The 20086-nt window shown below is 35.1% G+C and carries 18 protein-coding genes, 1 other RNA gene and 1 other annotated feature; of the genes, 5 read left to right on the forward strand and 14 right to left on the reverse strand.

Annotated features, from left to right (window positions below; all coding sequences use genetic code 11):
• Positions 1 to 124: 124 nt before the first annotated feature.
• Positions 125 to 925: a DUF92 domain-containing protein gene (locus tag GF867_RS07910; RefSeq protein ID WP_153832566.1), complete on the forward strand. Its 801-nt coding sequence runs from the start codon at positions 125 to 127 to the stop codon at positions 923 to 925.
• Here GF867_RS07910 and GF867_RS07915 read toward each other — a convergent pair.
• A complete protein-coding gene (locus GF867_RS07915; protein ID WP_153832567.1) occupies positions 922 to 1722 on the reverse strand; it encodes a Cof-type HAD-IIB family hydrolase in 801 nt (266 codons plus the stop codon). The two genes, GF867_RS07910 and GF867_RS07915, sit on opposite strands and share 4 nt — an antisense overlap.
• A gap of 221 nt (positions 1723 to 1943) precedes the next feature.
• Between GF867_RS07915 and GF867_RS07920 the strand changes: the two genes are divergently transcribed.
• The gene (locus GF867_RS07920) at positions 1944 to 2882 is read left to right on the forward strand and encodes a diacylglycerol/lipid kinase family protein (protein ID WP_153832568.1); all 939 of its coding nucleotides are present in this window, start codon (positions 1944 to 1946) and stop codon (positions 2880 to 2882) included.
• A gap of 1075 nt (positions 2883 to 3957) precedes the next feature.
• Here the strand turns inward: GF867_RS07920 and recD2 are convergent.
• A complete protein-coding gene (gene recD2 / locus GF867_RS07925; protein WP_366927796.1) occupies positions 3958 to 6486 on the reverse strand; it encodes an SF1B family DNA helicase RecD2 in 2529 nt (842 codons plus the stop codon).
• Between the two features lie 125 nt (positions 6487 to 6611).
• On the opposite strand from recD2, the gene GF867_RS07930 reads away from it, so the two are divergent.
• Positions 6612 to 6998 (forward strand): hypothetical protein, encoded by a 387-nt coding sequence (locus GF867_RS07930; protein ID WP_153832569.1) that lies wholly within the window; start codon positions 6612 to 6614, stop codon positions 6996 to 6998.
• A gap of 66 nt (positions 6999 to 7064) precedes the next feature.
• On the opposite strand, the gene mnmA is transcribed toward GF867_RS07930, so the two are convergent.
• The 5 genes from mnmA to GF867_RS07955 form a co-directional block, all read right to left on the reverse strand.
• On the reverse strand, positions 7065 to 8189 hold the full coding sequence (mnmA, locus tag GF867_RS07935) for a tRNA 2-thiouridine(34) synthase MnmA (protein ID WP_153832570.1): 1125 nt from the start codon (positions 8187 to 8189) through the stop codon (positions 7065 to 7067).
• 106 nt (positions 8190 to 8295) lie between these two features.
• The gene (locus tag GF867_RS07940) at positions 8296 to 8634 is read right to left on the reverse strand and encodes a cysteine desulfurase (protein ID WP_153832571.1); all 339 of its coding nucleotides are present in this window, start codon (positions 8632 to 8634) and stop codon (positions 8296 to 8298) included.
• Positions 8635 to 8639: 5 nt separating this feature from the next.
• Positions 8640 to 9785, reverse strand: coding sequence for a cysteine desulfurase family protein (locus tag GF867_RS07945; RefSeq protein WP_153832572.1), 1146 nt, complete (start codon positions 9783 to 9785; stop codon positions 8640 to 8642).
• A 360-nt stretch (positions 9786 to 10145) separates the two neighbouring features.
• Positions 10146 to 10493, reverse strand: coding sequence for a hypothetical protein (locus GF867_RS07950; protein ID WP_153832573.1), 348 nt, complete (start codon positions 10491 to 10493; stop codon positions 10146 to 10148).
• A 22-nt stretch (positions 10494 to 10515) separates the two neighbouring features.
• Positions 10516 to 11679, reverse strand: a complete 1164-nt coding sequence (locus GF867_RS07955) for a DUF1576 domain-containing protein (protein ID WP_172973985.1) — start codon at positions 11677 to 11679, stop codon at positions 10516 to 10518.
• A 422-nt stretch (positions 11680 to 12101) separates the two neighbouring features.
• On the opposite strand from GF867_RS07955, the gene GF867_RS07960 reads away from it, so the two are divergent.
• Together GF867_RS07960 and ssrS are read left to right on the forward strand one after the other, a co-directional pair.
• The gene (locus GF867_RS07960; protein ID WP_153832575.1) at positions 12102 to 13370 is read left to right on the forward strand and encodes a replication-associated recombination protein A; all 1269 of its coding nucleotides are present in this window, start codon (positions 12102 to 12104) and stop codon (positions 13368 to 13370) included.
• Between the two features lie 113 nt (positions 13371 to 13483).
• Positions 13484 to 13673, forward strand: a non-coding RNA gene (ssrS, locus tag GF867_RS07965) — 6S RNA.
• A 478-nt stretch (positions 13674 to 14151) separates the two neighbouring features.
• On the opposite strand, the gene pyrR is transcribed toward ssrS, so the two are convergent.
• From pyrR to GF867_RS08000, 7 genes are all read right to left on the reverse strand, one after another.
• Positions 14152 to 14685 carry a bifunctional pyr operon transcriptional regulator/uracil phosphoribosyltransferase PyrR gene (gene pyrR, locus GF867_RS07970; RefSeq protein WP_153832576.1) on the reverse strand — a complete coding sequence of 178 codons (534 nt, stop codon included), beginning with the start codon at positions 14683 to 14685 and terminating at the stop codon, positions 14152 to 14154.
• An 86-nt stretch (positions 14686 to 14771) separates the two neighbouring features.
• On the reverse strand, positions 14772 to 15962 hold the full coding sequence (locus GF867_RS07975; protein ID WP_153832577.1) for an acetate/propionate family kinase: 1191 nt from the start codon (positions 15960 to 15962) through the stop codon (positions 14772 to 14774).
• 188 nt (positions 15963 to 16150) lie between these two features.
• The gene (locus GF867_RS07980; protein WP_153832578.1) at positions 16151 to 17266 is read right to left on the reverse strand and encodes a baeRF6 domain-containing protein; all 1116 of its coding nucleotides are present in this window, start codon (positions 17264 to 17266) and stop codon (positions 16151 to 16153) included.
• Between the two features lie 402 nt (positions 17267 to 17668).
• Entirely contained in the window at positions 17669 to 17959 is a 291-nt protein-coding gene (rpmA, locus tag GF867_RS07985) for a 50S ribosomal protein L27 (RefSeq protein ID WP_153832579.1), read from the reverse strand.
• 21 nt (positions 17960 to 17980) lie between these two features.
• Positions 17981 to 18325: a ribosomal-processing cysteine protease Prp gene (locus GF867_RS07990; RefSeq protein WP_153832580.1), complete on the reverse strand. Its 345-nt coding sequence runs from the start codon at positions 18323 to 18325 to the stop codon at positions 17981 to 17983.
• Positions 18326 to 18327: 2 nt separating this feature from the next.
• Positions 18328 to 18636 carry a 50S ribosomal protein L21 gene (rplU, locus tag GF867_RS07995; RefSeq protein ID WP_153832581.1) on the reverse strand — a complete coding sequence of 103 codons (309 nt, stop codon included), beginning with the start codon at positions 18634 to 18636 and terminating at the stop codon, positions 18328 to 18330.
• A 40-nt stretch (positions 18637 to 18676) separates the two neighbouring features.
• Positions 18677 to 18752, reverse strand: a sequence feature (ribosomal protein L21 leader region).
• 439 nt (positions 18753 to 19191) lie between these two features.
• Positions 19192 to 20064 carry a transporter substrate-binding domain-containing protein gene (locus GF867_RS08000; RefSeq protein WP_172973986.1) on the reverse strand — a complete coding sequence of 291 codons (873 nt, stop codon included), beginning with the start codon at positions 20062 to 20064 and terminating at the stop codon, positions 19192 to 19194.
• Positions 20065 to 20086: the final 22 nt, after the last annotated feature.

Raw genomic sequence — 20086 nt, forward strand, 5'->3', positions numbered from 1 at the left:
CAATCACTGTACATTATATAGAATATTGAACCTAAAAGTCAATATACCATGGCAGTTTTTGTACTATTTTGTATTATCATTCTTTTTGATATAATGCTTAAGAATTCAAATTACGAGGTGTCCTATGTTATTCATCAGTTTATTAATTAATGCGCTTGCCACTTATTCGGCCTTTAAGTTTAAAAGTTTAACCAAATACGGAGCCACAACAGCTTGTATTGTTGGCTTTCTATTTATGTATTTGGGCGGATTTGCTAGCTGGATTTTACTTATAATGTTATTAGTTTCCTCTACTGTTATTGAAAAAGGCAGTTTGTTGATGAAATTGAAAAGCCCTAACCAAATATCTTCACCTACTAGTGAGCATTCTGGACGTTCTGCTTATCAAGTATTAGCGAATAGTCTTTTAGCTTTGCTTTGTTTGATAGTTTATAGCAACTCAACTAATTCAGTCTATTATTATTTGCTTGTTGTAGCTATCGCTGGTTCAACCGCTGATACCTGGGCATCAGAAATTGGCGTTTTAAGCTCTAAGAAACCTCGCTCACTCATAACTGGTAAACAAATGGCCACAGGTAAATCAGGCGGTGTCACACCTTTAGGTTTGTTTGCAAGCTTTTGGGGGTCTGCTTTTATTGTCACTTTAGCTGTATTGTTTACAGATGAAGTGACACTAAATATGTGGTTGCCTTTATTGTTGTTAGGTGGGCTTTGTTCATTAATCGACAGTATATTAGGCCTAACTGTACAAGTTGTCTATTTAGACTTAGAAACGAACAAAGAAACAGAAGCCCTACCTGATAGCGCAACTGCTTCACAATTTAAGCGCATCAAGGGGCTCCCTGGTTTTGATAATAGTGTTGTCAATATTGTAAGTGACTTACTGACCATATTAATTTCATGGCTGTACCTGACTAAATTCTAAAAGAATTTATCAATGACTTGCACAATACCATCTTCATCATTACTAGCTGTGATGTAATCCGCTGCTTTTTTTAATGTTTCAGTAGCATTGCCCATCGCAACACCTAATCCAGCAGTTTCAATCATTGTCAGATCATTGTTGCCATCACCACAAGCAATTGTTTGTGAAATATCAATACCTAAATGTTCACATAATCGTTCTAAGGAACTACCTTTCGATGAAGCTTCATGCATGAACTCCAAGAAATAAGGTTTCGATGTGACTGCGTTTGTTTGCTTGCCATAACGTCCACCTAAATCTTGCTCCAGTTGTTTACAAATTGTTGGATCTCCCACCCCAATAAATTTTAGTTGAGGTTGTGTAATCGATTTAAAGTACGCTTCATCATATTCCCACGGTAAGCCTGTTAATTCACCTTCAATATGGCTATATTCATTTTCACGATCTACCTTAATACCATCTTCAGTATATGCAATTACCGCTAAGTCATTGGCTTGTATAAAATCAATGACTTCTTGTTGCTCATCTACATCCATTCTTTGACTAAATATTTCAGTGCGACTAGCTACAGCACTGACAACCGCACCATTAAACGAAATAATATGTGAATTAAAATGGTTTAATTTCAACAAATCGGCAGTTTCAAACATAGATGCTGTTGGTCGACCACTTGCTAAAACCAAGTAATTCCCTGCTTCTTGAAACTCAATTAAACGTTTAAACGTTTTAGGCGAAATTTCGTGCTGACTGTTTAATAATGTATCATCAATATCTAATACAAGCATTTTATATGTCATTAATTTTTAGTCCCCTTTAAAATGTCTTATTTGTTATTATAGGCAACGTGAGCATATTTAGCAATTATCTATTAAAGTCAGAATACGAATTAATAAAGAGGTTGCCTGTTAAAACAATTAATTAGCTATTATGCCTATTCAAAAAACTATCGAGGCTTTCGTATCTGAGATTATTTCAGTATAATAGATACAAAGACAAGAGAAAAAGATTGAGGAATATTATGACGGGAAGAGTACATATCATTTGCCATCGAGAATCTGGTGGTGGAAAAGGAAAGAAAGTATTATTTGAAGCTCAACAAATTCTGACGGGTTTTAATGTCGATTATTTGACCTACTACACGGATTACGCCACGCATGCTTATTCATTAGCACAAAGTATCGTGATGCGCGGACACAAACCTTACACACATAAATTATTAGTAATTGGTGGAGATGGAACGTTGCATGAAGTGGTGAATGCACTCCATCAAAGTAATTTGAATATCCCCCTTACCTATATACCAGCAGGAACAGGTAACGACTTTAATCGCGCATGGCAGAATAATAAGTCTATTCGCGAAATTATCGAAACAATGATTTATGCACGAACAGCAGTAAAAATCCCCATCTTTACTTATGAGGAAAGTGTCACCCAGTCCTCTGGGGTCATATTAAATAGTATGGGCTTTGGCTTTGATGCTGAAACTAATTATGCGGCTTCAAGATTACCCTTTGGCAATTTCCTTAAAAAATTGGGCTTGGGTAGCTTGACCTATTTCTTTGCAATATTTACAACCTTAAACAAAATCAAAAGCTTTGATGTGGAATTACTAGTAGATAATAAACCGATTCAAATTCAAAATTGTAATCTATTATCTATTATGAACAACCCCTTTTTCGGTGGCGGCATTCGCTTGGATAATTTATGCGAACCTGACAAAGCTGAAATTTCCATTTTAGCTGTCCATGACATCACAGCTAAAGGTGTGATCGATTTGCTTCCACGCATCTTAGTAACTCAAACTCAACATGAGTCGCCTTATACAAGTCGCTACACTGGGCAAAATATTCAAATCAGACTAAATAAGTCGATCCGAGGCCAAGTAGACGGCGAAGATTTAACTTCAATTGAAGCTGATTTGACTTTAGGTCTAAGTGAATTTTATTTCTACCTTTAATGCAAGAAGAGGCTTGTTATTGCGTGGTAGCTCGTTAAGCAATCAGTATTGAGGATCTTTCTAAAAGGAATTATTCAATTGCGGCGCCTGTGCACGACGCCAGGGGAAGTCTGCTATCGCGATTAAGGTGCTCGTCCTCTTGCAACGGTTCAATAAAGAAAGCTGAAACAATTCATCCGAATTATGAAGGACCACCTCGATGTTTACAAACGCTTGGGGTATAATGGTGAGCAGATAGTTAGAGACTAGTTGGACTATATATATTGGATAAGTTTATAATAGCCCCTGAACCCAGTCATGTGAGTTCGGGGCTATTTGCTTTGTATTCAAAATGATGGTTGAAATAAAACTGCAATTAATAATCGCTCAACTGCTTTGGTTTGAATATATATTATCAAAATGAGTTAGGAGTACTCTGTAGTAACAAAGTTTGATTTTTCAACCAAGATTTTTCAGGAATTGTTAAGAAAATTAACTTTTCTATTATTAAATTACCTTATAGTGCTCTGAAATAGAATAACTTCTTTGGAAAAAGAAGCCAACTTTTTAAATTTTTTCGATAGGAAGCATTTTTTCCAAATTGCCGTTAGTAGGTAAATTTAAGAACATCTCCAATTCCTATCATTTTATTTACCAACTCTATCACTTTCTTGATTCGCATGCATGCTAATGTGCTAACTCAGATTTTGAGTCGACACATTAGAACTAAATTCCTTCCATTCTATAAGAGAACCTCGGACGATTCCGAGGACTTTAAATTCCTTTTAGCAGTTTTAACTTGATTATATCGCTTTACTTTTGCTGGAATACTTAACGTAGCTCAGCGACTTGTTTTCCAAAGCGGTATCGATACAGATACTGGGCAATCGGCGTAGCTTGCTCTGACTATTAATAAAGAAAACGAAGTAGACAGAGCCTAGCCGATTGAGCTGGAAAAGCACGAACGTCAGTGAGGCTTTGAAAGCGACCACCGCCTTGGATAAACAATATGCTGAGAGTAGTACAAAGCTTGATAAATCTTATAAACCCTTATATTACGAAAAAAAACTCTCAGCTTACGCCGAGAGGTGTGCTTTTATTTCATAAAGTCATAGGGAGATAAATTTTCCATGCCGATCATTGGATCAATTTCCCAAATATTTTCCATAGTTAAAATGGTTTTTTTAGGTAAATCTATTTCAATCATTGTTTCATTTTCAATTGCTTGATTTTCTAACAATTCACTAGATGCTACATCATCCTCTAGAATTTTAGTTTCATTTGTGATTGATTCAGAATTAGTTATTTCTAATGATTCTTCAACTGGATTTGATTGTTCTAGTCTTTCAGTTGCTTTTGTTGAATTAGCTAAAACCAATCTTAAGGTGTCGCTTAAAAACGTTTGGCGTGGCGTCTGCTTCTGAGTCACAGCAAGGTTAAAACTTTGCGGGTTCCCCACCATTACCAAACTTTTCTGCGCACGAGTAATCGCGGTATATAATAAATCTTTCCGCAACATACGTGAATAAGTATCTACCAAAGGTAATATCACAAGCGGATACTCACTACCTTGTGATTTATGAATCGAACAACAGTAAGCTAATGTGACTTGATCTAGATCACTTTTTTTGTATATCAATTCCTTATCATCTTCAAAACTAATCACAATTTCGTCCGAACGCGATTCAGTTTCTTTTCCAAAATATATCCCCTCAATTTTTCCAATATCTCCATTATATACGCCTTCTTCAGCGTTATTCACTAACTGTAAAACTTTGTCTCCCACACGTAGTTTTTTTTCAAAATGTATGATTTCTCTTTTTTTACTTGAAGGAGGATTCATCAATTCTTGCAACATCTGATTTAAGGCATTTATTCCAGCGGGACCTTTATACATGGGTGCCAATACTTGTAAGTTGTTCGCATCAAAACCTTTTTTGATTGCATTCCCAACAATTTGATGGACAACATCAGCTACTTGATTAGCTGAACACTGAATAAATGAACGGTCTGTTTGTTTTTCCAAGAAATTAGCTGGTAATTGCCCTTCACGTATTTCATGGGCTAACTGAATAATGGAACTATCTTGTCCTTGTCGATATATTTTGGTAAGTGAAATGGTAGGAATTGCCGTTGATTCAATTAAATCACTAAAAACTTTACCTGGACCCACCGATGGCAACTGATCTTTATCACCTACGAAGACTACTTGGGTATGACTCGGAATCGATTGCATCAACCAATTCATTAACCAAGTATCAACCATCGACATCTCATCTACAATTAAAAGATTGGCTTCTATTTGATTGGCATAAAATTCTTCCACTGAACTTTCACGTGTGTAGCCAATCAAACGGTGAATGGTAGAAGCATCTAGGCCTGTCATTTCTTGCATACGTTTAGCTGCTCGTCCTGTTGGAGCTGCTAGAGCGATTGGATCTAAGTCTGAATTCTTTTTAACATCCTCAATTTGATAGTCATGAAGTAAAGCATGTAATTGAATAACGCCTTTAACCAGTGTCGTTTTCCCCGTTCCTGGTCCACCTGTTACAATCGACATCGGCGAGGATATCGCCAATTTAAGAGCTTCACGTTGCGTTGCGTCATAACTGATACCGGTTATTTCAACGACTTCTTGAATTTTCTCATCAATTAAAGATTCTTCAAATCGTTCAACCATTTCAGTAGATAAATATTGCTTAACACGCGCAACTATTCCGAATTCAGCTTGATAAAGACTCGGAACCATCAATCCTGAATCAACTCGATACAGCATTTGGTCTAGAATTGTTTTATCCAATGCCTCTTGCATTAAATCTGTTTCAATTAATTGACGTCTACTACTTTCCAACAGTCTTTGGGCTTGTTGCAAGGCATCCTCTTCACTAACATACGTATCACCATTACTCATACAGGTTTCTGTAACTGCTGTTACAATCCCCGCTGCTAAACGTTCGACTGCCAAGGCTTCAAAGCCTAATTGTTCAGCTAATTGGTCAGCTTTTTGAAATCCTATGCCTTCTACTTTTTCAATCAGTTCATAAGGATTTTCTTTAATTCTTTCAATAGCGTCACTACGATAAATGTTATAAATTTTTTCGGCAATTTTAGGTCCAAAGCCCCAGTCAGTTAATTGCATAATGACGCGTTCGGTTCCTTGATGTTGTAGTAAAGCATTACGTAAACTTGTGCGTTTCGCCTTAGTCATTCCTGTAATATTCTTCAAACTATTCTCATCTGTAATAATAACATCTATTGCATTTAGCCCTAATTTTTCGACAATTCTTTGCGCTAATACTTTACCAATTCCTGAAAAACGGTCACTCGATAGATACTCTATCAAACCATTCTCACTCGTAGGTGCTTTTTGTTGATAGCGAGTAACTGTAAATTGTTCGCCATATTTCGGATGAGTTGTTAATTTACCGAAAAATTCATACGGAGTATCTAAGTGGATAGACATAAATTGACCCGTACACACAATCTCATCACTAAGTAATAAACTCGTCTCATCAGAGTCAACTTGCACTAACATGACTTTATAAAAGTTTGAGGGGTTTTCAAAGAATATTGCTGAGACTTCACCAACGATGACTTCCTCAGCTTGTTGATTTCGTTCGATCACTTCCACCTCCATTTTTGCTAAATTCAATTATAGCATATCACCAATTAACCTGAAACATTTAGACAAAATCGAAATCTATGGCATAATATAAAAACAAAGTTTTTTTATATAAAGGAGGATCAGTTATGTTTACGCAGCCTAACCCCGATGAAATAACTGAGCTGATGGATACTCAGATTAATTTATGTGTACAAGTGCTTCCAAAATTTCTGAAAGATAGTTCGCAATACTCTTTATTAATTAATCGTATTGAAGCACTCAATATTGCAAAAGCAGTACTTCTAAACGATGAAAATCATATCAAGTATAGTAAAGAACAATTAACTACAAGTTTGGAGCAAGTTACAACACTACTTACTAAATCCGAGAAAGCCGTCGTAAGATTTAAACCTGGCCACCCCGCTCATGTTCAATTAACCAAAACAATTAAAGTTCTAAAATTAGCTGAATCTAAAATTAAAAACGCCACTGAACATCGTATAACTAGTATTTTCAAACATCATAAACAATGACTCTAATCAAATAAATAACCTAGCCTAAGAAGTTTAAGTTCTTAGACTAGGTTATTTGAGAATAAATTATACGTACTGACGTTTAATTTCTCCTGAGTATGCAGCGTCAATTAAACCGCCACCTAAACATTCTTCGCCATCATAGAAAACGACCGCTTGGCCTGGTGTAATTGCACGTACTGGTTCAGCAAAGTATACTGTAGCTTTTGTGCCAGTTTCATCTAAGACAACCTTAACTTCTGTGTCTTTTTGACGATAGCGGAATTTCGCGGTACATGTAAATTCTTTAGCTTTTGGTACGTCACTTGTAAAATGAATATCTGAAGCTTCTAAGTAATCAGCATATAAATCTGGATGATGGAATCCTTGTCCTACATATAAAGTTTGTGTTTCAATATCTTTACCAATAACAAACCATGGATCATTTGATTCGCCTCCGCCACCAATACCTAAACCTTGGCGTTGTCCAATTGTGTAATACATTAAACCTGCATGCGCACCTTTGTCCTCACCATCTAAAGTCATCATACGGCCTGGACGGTTTGGTAAATAATTTGAAAGAAATTCATTGAAATTTCTTTCACCAATAAAACAAATGCCTGTTGAATCTTTTTTCTTCGCTGTCGCTAAGCCTGCTTTTTCAGCAATTGCACGCACTTCGCTTTTTTCCATATGTCCCAATGGGAAAAGACTTTTCTGTAATTGTTCTTGTGATAATTGGTTTAAGAAGTAAGTTTGGTCTTTATTATTGTCGACACCTCTCAATAAATGGACTGTACCATCTTCGTCTTTAGTCACTTGTGCATAGTGACCCATTGCGACATAATCCGCACCTAAGTCCATTGCATAATCTAAAAAGGCTTTAAATTTAACTTCTTTATTACACATCACGTCTGGATTAGGCGTACGCCCTTTACGATATTCTTCTAAGAAATATTCAAACACTCGGTTCCAATATTCTTTTTCAAAATTGACAGAATAGTATGGAATGCCAATCTGTTCCGCAACTAAAGCCACATCCTTATAGTCTTCTGTTGCTGTACAATAGCCATTCTCATCCGTGTCATCCCAATTTTTCATAAAAAGACCTACTACATCATATCCTTGTTCTTTTAAGAGTAATGCTGCTACGGACGAATCAACGCCACCACTCATACCAATTACTACTCTAATATTGCTATTATCTGTCATTTTGTTTCCTTTCCTTTAATACTTACGGTTAACATTTGAAAAACGAACAGTCTAAACCAGCTTAAGCACTCTGATTTAGCATTGTCCGTTTTCCGTTAAACTCACACTATTTCACTTCTAATAAGACGCTTCTATCAACGAAACCATCAAAAATAAAGTTGATTTTTTCTAAAACCATTGCATTGTTTTCCAATTTAGTCACATCAACTGCCGATAATCCTTTATTGTTAACTGTTGAAATTTTCACGCCAGTCAATTCTTTATCTACAGTTACTTTTAAAACTAAACCGTTACGGTGCTCAGTATCTAATGAGCGTTTATATTGGAAATTGCCACCTTTTGTTTCAGAAAAACCATTATCTCTTAGAGTATACGGTTTACATTCAGGGCTAACACTAAATGTTCTGTCGAATCCTTTTAAAACTGCTGTTTTTGCAAATGCCATTTAAATCATTTCCTCTCAATAAACTTTTTAATTTGAATAATAAATTTATCAATATCCGCCTTTGTTGATTCCTTACCAAAAGAAAGTCTAATGCTTTGGCTCCAACGTTCTGGTGTTTCTGGATAATATGCTTTAAGTATTTTGCTATCAGTAAGACTACCTGCTGAACAAGCACTCCCTGCTGAAATGTAAATCCCAGCTAAGTCCATTAAAATTAATAACTGACTGGCCATAAGGTCTTTTAACCAAATATTGTGGATATAAGGCACCTTGGCTTTGGGATTACCATTTCTTTCAAAGACAATCTGATGCTGATTGAATTGATCATATAGATAATTCTGTAAATCATTGTGATGTTCGAGAATACTATTTTTTTCTTCCGCTAGCAGCTCTAACGCTCTAACCATCCCAAGAACATAAGGAACATTTTCAGTTCCGGAGCGTTTATTTGCTTCTTGCCCTCCACCGAAAATTAGAGGAGTAAGTTTCATTTGTTTATCCCAAGGTTGATAGACCATAAAGCCAATTCCTTTAGGAGCATAAAACTTATGACCAGACCCAACAAAACTTGTACACGCTAATTCAGAATAATCCCAATCTAAGTGTCCTAAAGCTTGGACTGCATCAACATGAAACCATAATGATTTCTCTCGAGCTAATTCTCCTAGTTCAAAGACTGGTAGAATTGAACCTACTTCATTATTGACTGCCATTGCTATCCAACCAATTGTTTGGTCTTTAGTTGCTTTTACAAAGGCTGCGGCAGTCACTTCTCCATCTGAATTAGGGTGTATATACGTTATTTCAAAGCCTTCTTGTTCAAGAAAGACAAGTGTTTCCATAACTGACGGATGCTCAATCGCACTCACGATAATGTGGTTTCCTTTGCCTAACTTGCGAGCTAATTCAGCTTGTGAACGAATCGCCCAATTATTACTTTCGGTTGCCCCACTCGTAAAGAATATATCGTGTTCACTTACATTTAATAAATTGGCTAGGCTTTTTCTAGCTTGTGTTAATAAATATTTAGTTGACTTACCGATTCGATAAGTACTGGAAGGATTGCCAAATGACTCGATTAATGCTTCTTGAATCGTCTGGACAACTTCATCTCTTACCGGGGTTGTCGCTGCATAATCTAAATATATCATTTAAATCCTCCTTTATTACATAATCACACTGATATATTATACATGATTTACTTATAATTGTATCTAAACTTTTCCTAAAATAATTCAATTTTAAGATTTCAAAAATCTAACTCATTCATTATAACATTCATTTGAACAACTTGAAAGACATAAATGATATTTTAAAAAAAAGAGTGATCAATGAGTGAATCTTATCCATTCAATCGTTAGATTCGTTTATTGCTTACACAATTAAAGTGTTATGAACGAAAATCAATTACCTATACTGGTATTTGTAGATTTGGGTAACGACGCCTTTAGCAAGTGCTGTCTGATTTATCTATTTCAAAAAAGCTCCTATATAGGAGCTTAGTTTCAAGATTATTGCTTTCTTACAAGTTTGATGGTTAAGCGTTGGCCTTCAAATTTACCTTCTACTTCATCAATCGCTTCACCCAATAAACTATAATCATCATGATAATGAGTATGACTTCCTAACAAAGCATTGTAATATTCATCAATATCAATCTGACGGGGTAAAGACAAATCTTTCATTAATGATTTAAACGATTTAGGTTCCTCTTCAATATCACCAGCTATGGTGATTGTTAAAGCCTTTGAATTAAATTCTACATTGATATCAAAATTACAGATACCATTATCAAAATAATAACCAGCTAATTCCTTCAAGATACGTTTTGCTTTATCTTGCTCGTCAATTATTTTCATTTATAAGACTCCTTTAAAATAATCACTTACGAACCCATGAATCAGGTAATAATTCCAAAAGTGGAACTAAAAATGCTGCTACAAAGCCGCTAGAAAACCCATTATTGTATAAGTTCATACCTAAGTGTAGCACAAAAACGCTATTAACTAAATGATAATGCAAGAATCCAGCTAGAATCCCATACACAAATCCAAATTGCCCCGCAATTGGTGCTAAACTCGTGCCGAATAATAGTGGTAGTAAAAACGTTTGGGATTGAAAATCTCCCCCACTTAATAAGATTGCTAAAGCAACTCCTACCGCAATCGGAAGAGCGTTACGTGGATGCTTACCAAATGCACTAAAGGCAATTACAGAGATTAATCCTCCAATTACCGATCCATTGATTGGAAAATTAGTTAATAAAATTAAAGCCAAATAAATACTACCATTTAAAAACATGTTCATCGCTGATACACCATAACCAAAACGTGTGACGAAATCCGCTGGTACACGCCCTGCACTATCGATTAAACGCGAGTATTCTTCCCGATAATGCGGCGTGCTTTTATGACCAACTACCGCCAGAACTATTAACAGCATTAAAATCAACATAACATATATTAAAGCATAAGTGTGTGCATGATCACTTATATAAGTCACTGCTTTAACTTCATAATTCAACATAGGAAAGAAAAGGACTGCGAACATCGCAATGATACCTGCAGTGAATCCAAAGTTATAAAGTGTAAAACCTTGGTGAAATTTAATCATATGTTCCGCTAATGGGACCGCAATAAAACCAATTGTAATTGCAAATACCATGGCAAGCATGAACGATTTGAAACTGAAGCCATTATTAAATAAAATAAACGAAACAATGGGTCCATTAGAGGCAGAGAATAAACAAATTGAAGCATTTCGAGAAAAATTTTGCTCTGTATATCTTACATAGAGCCAAATTCCAAAAATAATCGGTAAAAAATTTAAAGGATGTGAGCCGAAAAACGCATGTCCAACAAATATCCCGATAGCCGCTATTTGTAAACCATTATAACGGAATGTTTCACGCTCTTTCATAAGTAAAAAAGCAATCAAAAAATGAAAACTCACATTTAAAAATGTCGCAGAAATACCTCCAATTTCAAAAAAATCGTGCATCAAATATGTTTGATGCGTTAACAATCTCCAATAATCTGACAGCATACTTGAGACATCCGGCATAAATAGCGCATATATTAATGTGGCCACACTTAACAGTAAGATTAAGTATTTCCTAAACCAAGCATCAATGCTAAATTCTTTCGTTTGTCCGATAACATTCTCTCCCTTCTATTGAATAACTTAGGCATGCACCTATATAAAATTGCATTAAATTTAATACACATTATTCTACAAAAATATTTATTATATTACATTATACTTTATTCTGTATTTGAAATACAGATTTTTATTGAAATTTAGTATTTTTAAAGCTTGTACTGATTTCATAGAACGTTTACTTTTTTATCAAAATAATTTTATTTACACTTAATTTATCATAGTGTTCTAAATTCTTTAAGCGATTTGTTTTAATAAGATTTCTTTAGTATTATGTGATTACATATTTGAAACTTGGAGGTGTAAAATTGCAACAACCTTTAGCTTATAGAATGCGCCCTACAAATATAGATAACGTATTAGGTCAACAACATCTTGTTGGTCCTGGAAAAATAATCAGACGTATGGTTGATGCTAAACGTTTAGCATCAATGATCTTATACGGCCCACCTGGTACTGGAAAAACAAGTATTGCAAGCGCCATAGCCGGAAGCACAAAATATGCATTTCGCATATTAAATGCTGCAACAGATTCGAAAAAAGATCTAGAAATAGTTGTAGAAGAAGCCAAAATGTCTGGCACAGTTATTTTATTATTAGATGAGGTGCATCGTTTAAATAAAGTAAAACAAGACTTCTTATTACCCCATTTAGAGAATGGACGCATTATTTTAATTGGAGCTACAACAGAAAACCCATATATTTCAATCAGCCCAGCCATTCGAAGTCGTGTTCAAATATTTGAAGTGAAACCTTTAATTCAAGAAGATATGCTACTAGGTTTAGAAAGAGCCATTAAGGATGAAACAAACGGACTAGGCAAACTCAGTATAGAAATCCCACAAGACGTCTTAACTCATTTTGCCAGTGTAACAAATGGTGATATACGAAGTGCTCTTAACGCTTTAGAATTAGCAATTCTATCTACTGCAGCAAATGATGAAGGCAAGATTGTCATCACCAAAGAGATTGCTGAAGAATGTTTGCAAAGAAAGAGGTTAACCCACGACAAAGATGGTGATGCACACTATGATGTAATTTCTGCCCTACAGAAGTCAATTCGTGGAAGTGATGTTAATGCCGCTTTATATTATTTAGCAATTTTAATGGAAGCCGGCGAACTAATCATCGCTTGTCGTCGATTATTAATTATTGCATACGAAGACATTGGCTTAGGTAATCCAGCCGCTACTGAAAGAACTGTGGCTGCTGTTCAAGCCGCCGAAAAAGTAGGCTTACCAGAAGCGGCAATTCCGCTAGCCTATGCTGTTTCAGAATTAGCACTCAGCCCTAAATCTAATACAACTTATCGCGCTTTTAATGATGCAATGCAAGATGTACGATCTGGAAAAGGCGGGCCGGTTCCAGATCATATCAAAGATGGTCACTACCTAGGCGCAAAGAAACTAAATCGTAGTGTAGGTTACCAATACCCACATAGTTATCCTGGCCATTGGGTTAAACAACAATATCTACCCGATAACTTAAAAAACCGAGAATATTTTCAAGCAGAACCAACTGGCAAGTACGAAGCTGCTTTAAACCAATTCTATCAGAATATTCGCCAACAATCTTAACATTCCATACTACTTGGTAGCCTTACCAACCTTTTACTGGCAACTTTTAAACAATAATAAAAGTTCAAATACTTGCATTCAATGAAAGATATGCTATACTTTGTATAAGGAAAATATATCTGGGGTGTGCGTTGTATATGCACTGTGTTGACCGAACATTTTTATTTATATATCGGGATCCTGTCATGAGTAACTATGGCATGCCTTTTCATTTGGAAGTCAGAAAATACTTTTGTGGAGCCCACCTGCTTTTAATGCGGGTTCAAACAAAATATATACTCAGACGGCACCATCGGATATCTTTTTTTGCTGGCTTTACGCCAGCATTTTTTTGTGTCTTAAAACAAATAATAATAATGTTACCAGAAAGTAATCCTATTTAATCCATAATTAATTAAAATTATGTTATGATATCCTTAAGAAAAATAAAATTCGGGAGGACTATTATGATATTACAAGTACTAATGTATGCTTTTCCTTCCATGATGATTATCATCTCAGCATACCTCTATATTTACAGAAATAGTTTAATAGAATTATTAAATTTAAATAATCCACGCTTGATTAAACTCTTCTCTTTAACATTCTTATTGATGGGACTGCTTGGCTTTGTTTTAAATTTGATTGGCGTCATGACATTTATATACATATGGATGATAGTCTCGTTACTCTTAACGGGGATTCTTTCTTTTATGATGTATTCTCTATTAAAATAACTATAAACTAAACGGGTTAGACTCCAACAAGAGATTTTTCTCTTGCTAGGGCTAACCCGCTTATTTTAGTTTAATATTTCTACCATTTCTTTGTTATCTACTTCTTGAATATTTACTGCAATTCTTTCTGATTTAGCTGTTGGTATATTTTTCCCAACGTAGTCCGCTCTAATTGGCAATTCACGATGTCCCCTATCAATCAAAATAGCCAATTGAATACTATCAGGTCGTGCTTCTGTTAAAATAGCATCCATTGCTGCCCTGACTGTTCTGCCAGTATAAAAAACATCATCAACGATGATAACTGTTTTTTTATCCAAATCTAATTTAAAATTTGGTTTTTCAACTTTTGGATCCAGTAATTGTTCCTTGATTGTTAAATCATCACGATAGAATGTAATGTCTAAGACTTCAGTAGGGACCGTTAAACCTTCAATCTCTTGAATTTTCTCAGAGATTCGTTCAGCTAGAAACTCCCCACGTGTTTTAATCCCTACTAAAACAACTTTGTCAATTTCCTCGTTTCGCTCTAAAATTTCATGTGCAATTCGTTTTAAAGTACGCGCAATTGCTTGATCGTCCATTATCGTTCTATTCATTAGACCGCTTCCCTTCTGTAACTACTATCATAATAAGTATACAAAAAAAAACCTACATATTCTATATGTAGGCATTTAGAAAGAAATTATTTAGATAAACGGATTACTTCACGTGCAATCTCAACTTCTTCGTTAGTTGGAACGTTAAGAATTGCAACTGTAGAATCATCAGTCGAAACAATTGCTTCTTTACGTGTATCGTTTTTCACTTCGTCGATTGTACCACCAAAGAATGTTAAACCATCCATGATGATTTTACGAGTAATGGCAGAGTTTTCACCGATACCAGCTGTAAATACAATAGCGTCAACACCGTTCATTAAAGCAACGTACTGACCAATGTATTTTTGAACACGGTTGTAGAAGATATCTAATGCTAATTGAGCACGTTCATTACCTTCTTCTGCTGCAGATTCAACGTCACGCATATCACTTGATACGCCTGAAATTCCTAATAATCCTGATTTCTTGTTGAAGATATCAATAATTTCTTGAACATTTGTAATGTTTAATTTTTTCATCAAGAATGGAATTAATGATGCATCGATATCACCAGTACGAGTTCCCATTGTGATTCCTGCTAAAGGAGTGAAGCCCATTGAAGTGTCAATTGATTTACCGTATTCAACAGCAGTAATTGAACCACCATTACCTAAGTGACAAGTAATGATTTTTAATTCTTCAACTGGTTTACCTAACATTTCAGCTGCACGATTAGCAACATAACGGTGGCTTGTTCCGTGTGCGCCATATTTACGTGCTGCAAAATCTTCATAGTACTCATATGGTAAGCTGTATACATAGTTCACAGCCGGCATCGTTGTATGGAATGAAGTATCGAAAATTGCTGCCATTGGCACTTCAGGTAAACGTTCTTTAAACGCACGCATAACTGTAGCTTCAGCATAGTTATGTAATGGTGCAAATTCACCTAAATCGTCTACTTGTTGGATTACTTCGTCAGTAACTAATGCAGAATCTTTAAAGATTTCCCCACCAGCAACTACACGATGTCCTACACCTGCAATTTCATCGAAGTTTTCGATAACTTTTAATGAACCTAAATGTTCGAATAATAACTCAACTGCACGGTCGTGTGTTGGAATATCTTCTACTAATTCAAATTCTTGATCATCACCGTATTCAATTTCCAAACGTGAGCCTGGTAATCCAATACGCTCCACTAAACCAATTGAAAGAACTTCTTCCTCCGGCATTACGATAATTTGGAATTTTAAACTTGAACTACCAGCGTTGATCGCCATAATCTTAGACATTAATCCATTTCCCCATTTCATTTATATTAGTTAATACCCCTAGTATAACATGATTTTTATGTTTTATTAATATCTAAACGCTATTATCTCTTCGAAGTCCATAAAAAAAACAACTGATACTATAATCATAGGTTATAGTTTTCGTGAAAAAGCCCTAACCAGATTAAATGGTTAGAGCTTTAATCAAATTAATATCTCAATCTGGCAGATAAATTAATACCTACTGGCATCTCGTCCTGATCTACAATAAATACTTTTCCTTTAGCAGCAATGACCTTCGTAATTAAACGCTTAACAAAATCATGGTCAACTTCTTCATACTCTCCTTGGTCAGTAATAATTCCTCTTTGACGATAACCTTTGTTCACAATCAATTCATCAATTCGTCCTTCAGTCGCACTCATAGCTAAATCATTTAATTGATTATCAATTCGATATTTAGTAGTTGTTTCTCTAAAGCGGCTAAACACAACTTCTTTTTGCTTAGCGATTATCTCTGCATTTTTCTTAATCGCTTTATCCTGCACTTGATTTAAATTTACATTTGCTCCAGACTCTTCAATTCCCTCTGGTAATAAAAATTTACTCTTAGAAATTTTTCTAAATACGGCTTGATTGTCAACTAATGCAAATAGAATTAAAGGCAAGTCCCTTACTGCAGTGTAATTTTCATGAATAAACTTATCAACAATTCTAAAGTAATTCTCGCGATCAATTTCTTTTTCCTTACTCGTTTCAGTATGTCCATGCATTGCACTTTCACCACCACCAGCTGACACGCTGGCTGAATTCCCACCAGTTTTTTCAGTTCCTAGTGCAATTTCTAAAGTCTTAGGCGCATCATCATCTAAAGAAATTTCTTTAACTGAAGTTGTATCCCCTTCAAACAAACGAATATTCTCACGGTTTAATACCAAAACGAAATACTGATTAGAGTATTGATAGTTTTCAATTAAAGGCGTTAGGTTTGGCGCCTTTGAAACATTAAGCAAGTTTGATACCGGTATTCCTAAATGATAATAATAAATTTCATCCTGTGTAATATATAACGCTAAACCACCACGATATGTTATGAGCTCAATATCATGTTTTCTCGCTTCATCAATTTGTAATAGTAATTTTTTGGCTAAGTCTTTATCTAATTCTTCTTTGACACGTTTCTTGGCATCATCTAGCAAATTGTTTAACTGAATCTTATCTTGATCCGAACTTACAGAAGTCGAATGTAGTTCTAGTGCGATTGTTATAAAAATCTGATCGTCTTTCTCCAACTCTATAGTTGGAAAGGCATTTAATTTTATCATTTTGAAACCCCTTTCTTAATATACTACCTTTAGAGTATCAAGTTAAATGCGTATTGTAAAATTATTTCGCTTGAAATTTCAAATTATGAGAACATTTAACTTTGTATATATAATATAAAAAGTTATAACAATACTTAAACTCTTCCTAAATAGACTTTCGATATAACTTACTATGATTTTGAACACATCGATTTAGTTAGAGTTCAGCCTACCGATCTAGAATAACACGAATGTCGCGATCACCAATGAAGCTCGAAAGCAACCACCTCCTTGGATAAACAATGAGCTGAATGAAGTATTAGTTGGTAAATCAACATAAAACTTATAATCCCTTATAATGCAAAAAAACAGCGTTAAACAAAAATTGTTTAACACTGCTTTTCTTTTTAAAATAATAACAAATTAAGCTTCTTGCGCTACTGGGTAGACACTCACTTGTTTTTTATTTTTACCTTTACGTTCAAAACGTACAACACCATCCACTAAAGCGAATAATGTATCGTCGCCACCGCGACCTACGTTATTTCCAGCATGGATTTTAGTACCACGTTGGCGGTAAATAATTGTACCTGAGTGAATTGTTTGGCCGTCTGCTGCTTTCGCGCCTAAACGTTTAGCGATTGAGTCACGACCGTTTTGAGTCGAACCTCCACCTTTTTTAGTAGCGAATAATTGTAAACTTAATTTCAACATTGACAAGCACCTCCTTAAGGTTTAATTAAATGTTTTTTCTTGAATTTTTATAAATTCAGAATAGTTCTGTGATAGAACTTGTAATGCAAAGACTAAGTGATTCAACAATAGTTGACCATTTTCGCTCAATTTCTCATCTGATACCACTGGCATCGTCAATTTTAAATAACCGCCTTCGACTTCATTAACTTCGGTCTCAACAGCTATATTAAGTAATTGATGTAAAGAATTTTCAACTGAAATAACTTGGCTAGAAACTGCTGCACAAACTATATCATAGCCTGAGTCTGCATAACCAGCATGTCCTGTTAATTCAATTTGTTTAATCAAATTTTTCTCGTCTTTAAATACTTTTATTTTAATCATGATTATGCGTTGATAGCATCGATTGTTAATTTAGTATATGGTTGACGGTGTCCTTGTTTGCGATGAGAGTCTTTACGACGTCTATATCTAAACGTTACAACTTTCTTATCGCGACCTTGTTTTTCTACAGTAGCTTCAACAGTTGCGCCTTCTACTAATGGTGTTCCCACTTTAGTTTCCTCGCCACCTACTAAAACAACCTCATCAAAAGTAACTTTTGCGCCTTCTTCAACGTCAAGTTTCTCAACAAAGATTGTTTGACCTACTTCAACTTTTACTTGTTTTCCGCCAGTTTTAATAATTGCGTACATTCAAGCACCTCCTATTTTAGATTTTTCAAGTTCTTATGAACTCTACACTTAGACTCGCCACTTTAAGTGATTGTCTCCAATACTTATTAACTTAAGATGTGCGGTTGTAGTCGTGGTGCTACACAAATACAACACTAATATATTACCAAATCGCTAAACATGAGTCAATCATTTTTTACGAAATAATATAAAAATAAAAAAACCTCGGACAAGTCCAAGGATTTTAAATTCTGTTTAGCAACATAAATTGATTATATCGTTTTACTTTTGTTGGAATATTTAACGTAGATCAGCTAATTGTTTTCCATAGCGGTACAAAGGGCAATCGGCGTAGCTTGGTGTGACTTTGAGCGCAGCGAATTAGACACACCCTAGCCGATTGAGCTGGAAAAGCACGAACGTCAGTGAGGCTTTGAAAGCGACCTCCGCCTTGGAAAACAATCAGCTGAACGTAGTATAAAGCTTGATAATTCAACATAAAACTTATAACCCCTTAAACTATAAAAAAATCTGATCAGTCGTGACAACCAATCAGATTTCTTTAGTTCAGTATGATTATTCTGAATCTTCTTCAGATTCCTCAGCTGTTTCTTCATCTGAACCTTCTTCGTCAGATTCTTCATTAGATGAAGCTTGTAAAGAAACATTTGCTTCGATAAATTCTGTGATTTTACCAGATTCAATAGCTTCTAAAACAACTTTATTGACTAACTCTAGTAATTCTTTGTTGTCTTTAGCTAATGCGATTGCTTTACCTTGTTCAGGGTTTTCAAATACAACATCCGCAACAACTGCAATTTGTCCTTCATTCACTGCAACAAATTCAATTGTTACAATGTCATCAATGAAGATTGCATCAACTTTGTTAGTTTTTAACGCTTCAATTAAAAGTCCCGTTTTTTGCATTGAAACTACTTCTGCATTTGGTAAGTTTTCAGTTACCATTTGCTCTTGAACAGTTCCTTTTTGAACACCAATTTTTAAACCATCAAAGTCTTCAACTTTAGTATATTTACCTTCTTCACCAGCAAGCACAACAAAGTTACTTACAGATTGGTGATATTGTTCTGAGAAGTCGATTTGTTTTGCACGTTCTTCAGTATAAGTCATACCTGCAATTGTCATATCAATTCTTCCAGAAATTACAGATGGGATTAAAGAATCAAATGGCATATCTTCCATAACTAATTCTACTCCGATTTCATCAGCAATTAATTGAGCTATATCAACATCAATCCCAACAATTTTAGAGTCGCCGTTCTCATCTAGAATTACCCATTCAAAAGGAGGATAGTCAGCACTTGTACCCACTACTAATTTACCTTCTTCTTTAATTTGCTCTAATGTTTTAGCAGATGCTAAATTCATTGGTACGACCATTAGAATTAAAGCAAAGATTACCGCTAACTTTGTCATCATTTTTTTCATATTATTACCTCTTTCTTTTTCA

It is taken from the genome of Fundicoccus ignavus, assembly GCF_009659375.1.
GTDB lineage: Bacteria > Bacillota > Bacilli > Lactobacillales > Aerococcaceae > Fundicoccus > Fundicoccus ignavus.

Coding starts and splice junctions, on each gene's coding strand:
- GF867_RS07910 (WP_153832566.1), top strand. CDS start 125: ATGTTATTCATCAGTTTATTAATTAATGCGCTTGCCACTTATTCGGCC.
- GF867_RS07915 (WP_153832567.1), bottom strand. CDS start 1,722: ATGACATATAAAATGCTTGTATTAGATATTGATGATACATTATTAAAC.
- GF867_RS07920 (WP_153832568.1), top strand. CDS start 1,944: ATGACGGGAAGAGTACATATCATTTGCCATCGAGAATCTGGTGGTGGA.
- GF867_RS07930 (WP_153832569.1), top strand. CDS start 6,612: ATGTTTACGCAGCCTAACCCCGATGAAATAACTGAGCTGATGGATACT.
- mnmA (WP_153832570.1), bottom strand. CDS start 8,189: ATGACAGATAATAGCAATATTAGAGTAGTAATTGGTATGAGTGGTGGC.
- GF867_RS07940 (WP_153832571.1), bottom strand. CDS start 8,634: ATGGCATTTGCAAAAACAGCAGTTTTAAAAGGATTCGACAGAACATTT.
- GF867_RS07945 (WP_153832572.1), bottom strand. CDS start 9,785: ATGATATATTTAGATTATGCAGCGACAACCCCGGTAAGAGATGAAGTT.
- GF867_RS07950 (WP_153832573.1), bottom strand. CDS start 10,493: ATGAAAATAATTGACGAGCAAGATAAAGCAAAACGTATCTTGAAGGAA.
- GF867_RS07955 (WP_172973985.1), bottom strand. CDS start 11,679: ATGCTGTCAGATTATTGGAGATTGTTAACGCATCAAACATATTTGATG.
- pyrR (WP_153832576.1), bottom strand. CDS start 14,685: ATGAATAGAACGATAATGGACGATCAAGCAATTGCGCGTACTTTAAAA.
- GF867_RS07975 (WP_153832577.1), bottom strand. CDS start 15,962: ATGTCTAAGATTATGGCGATCAACGCTGGTAGTTCAAGTTTAAAATTC.
- GF867_RS07980 (WP_153832578.1), bottom strand. CDS start 17,266: ATGATAAAATTAAATGCCTTTCCAACTATAGAGTTGGAGAAAGACGAT.
- rpmA (WP_153832579.1), bottom strand. CDS start 17,959: ATGTTGAAATTAAGTTTACAATTATTCGCTACTAAAAAAGGTGGAGGT.
- GF867_RS07990 (WP_153832580.1), bottom strand. CDS start 18,325: ATGATTAAAATAAAAGTATTTAAAGACGAGAAAAATTTGATTAAACAA.
- rplU (WP_153832581.1), bottom strand. CDS start 18,636: ATGTACGCAATTATTAAAACTGGCGGAAAACAAGTAAAAGTTGAAGTA.
- GF867_RS08000 (WP_172973986.1), bottom strand. CDS start 20,064: ATGAAAAAAATGATGACAAAGTTAGCGGTAATCTTTGCTTTAATTCTA.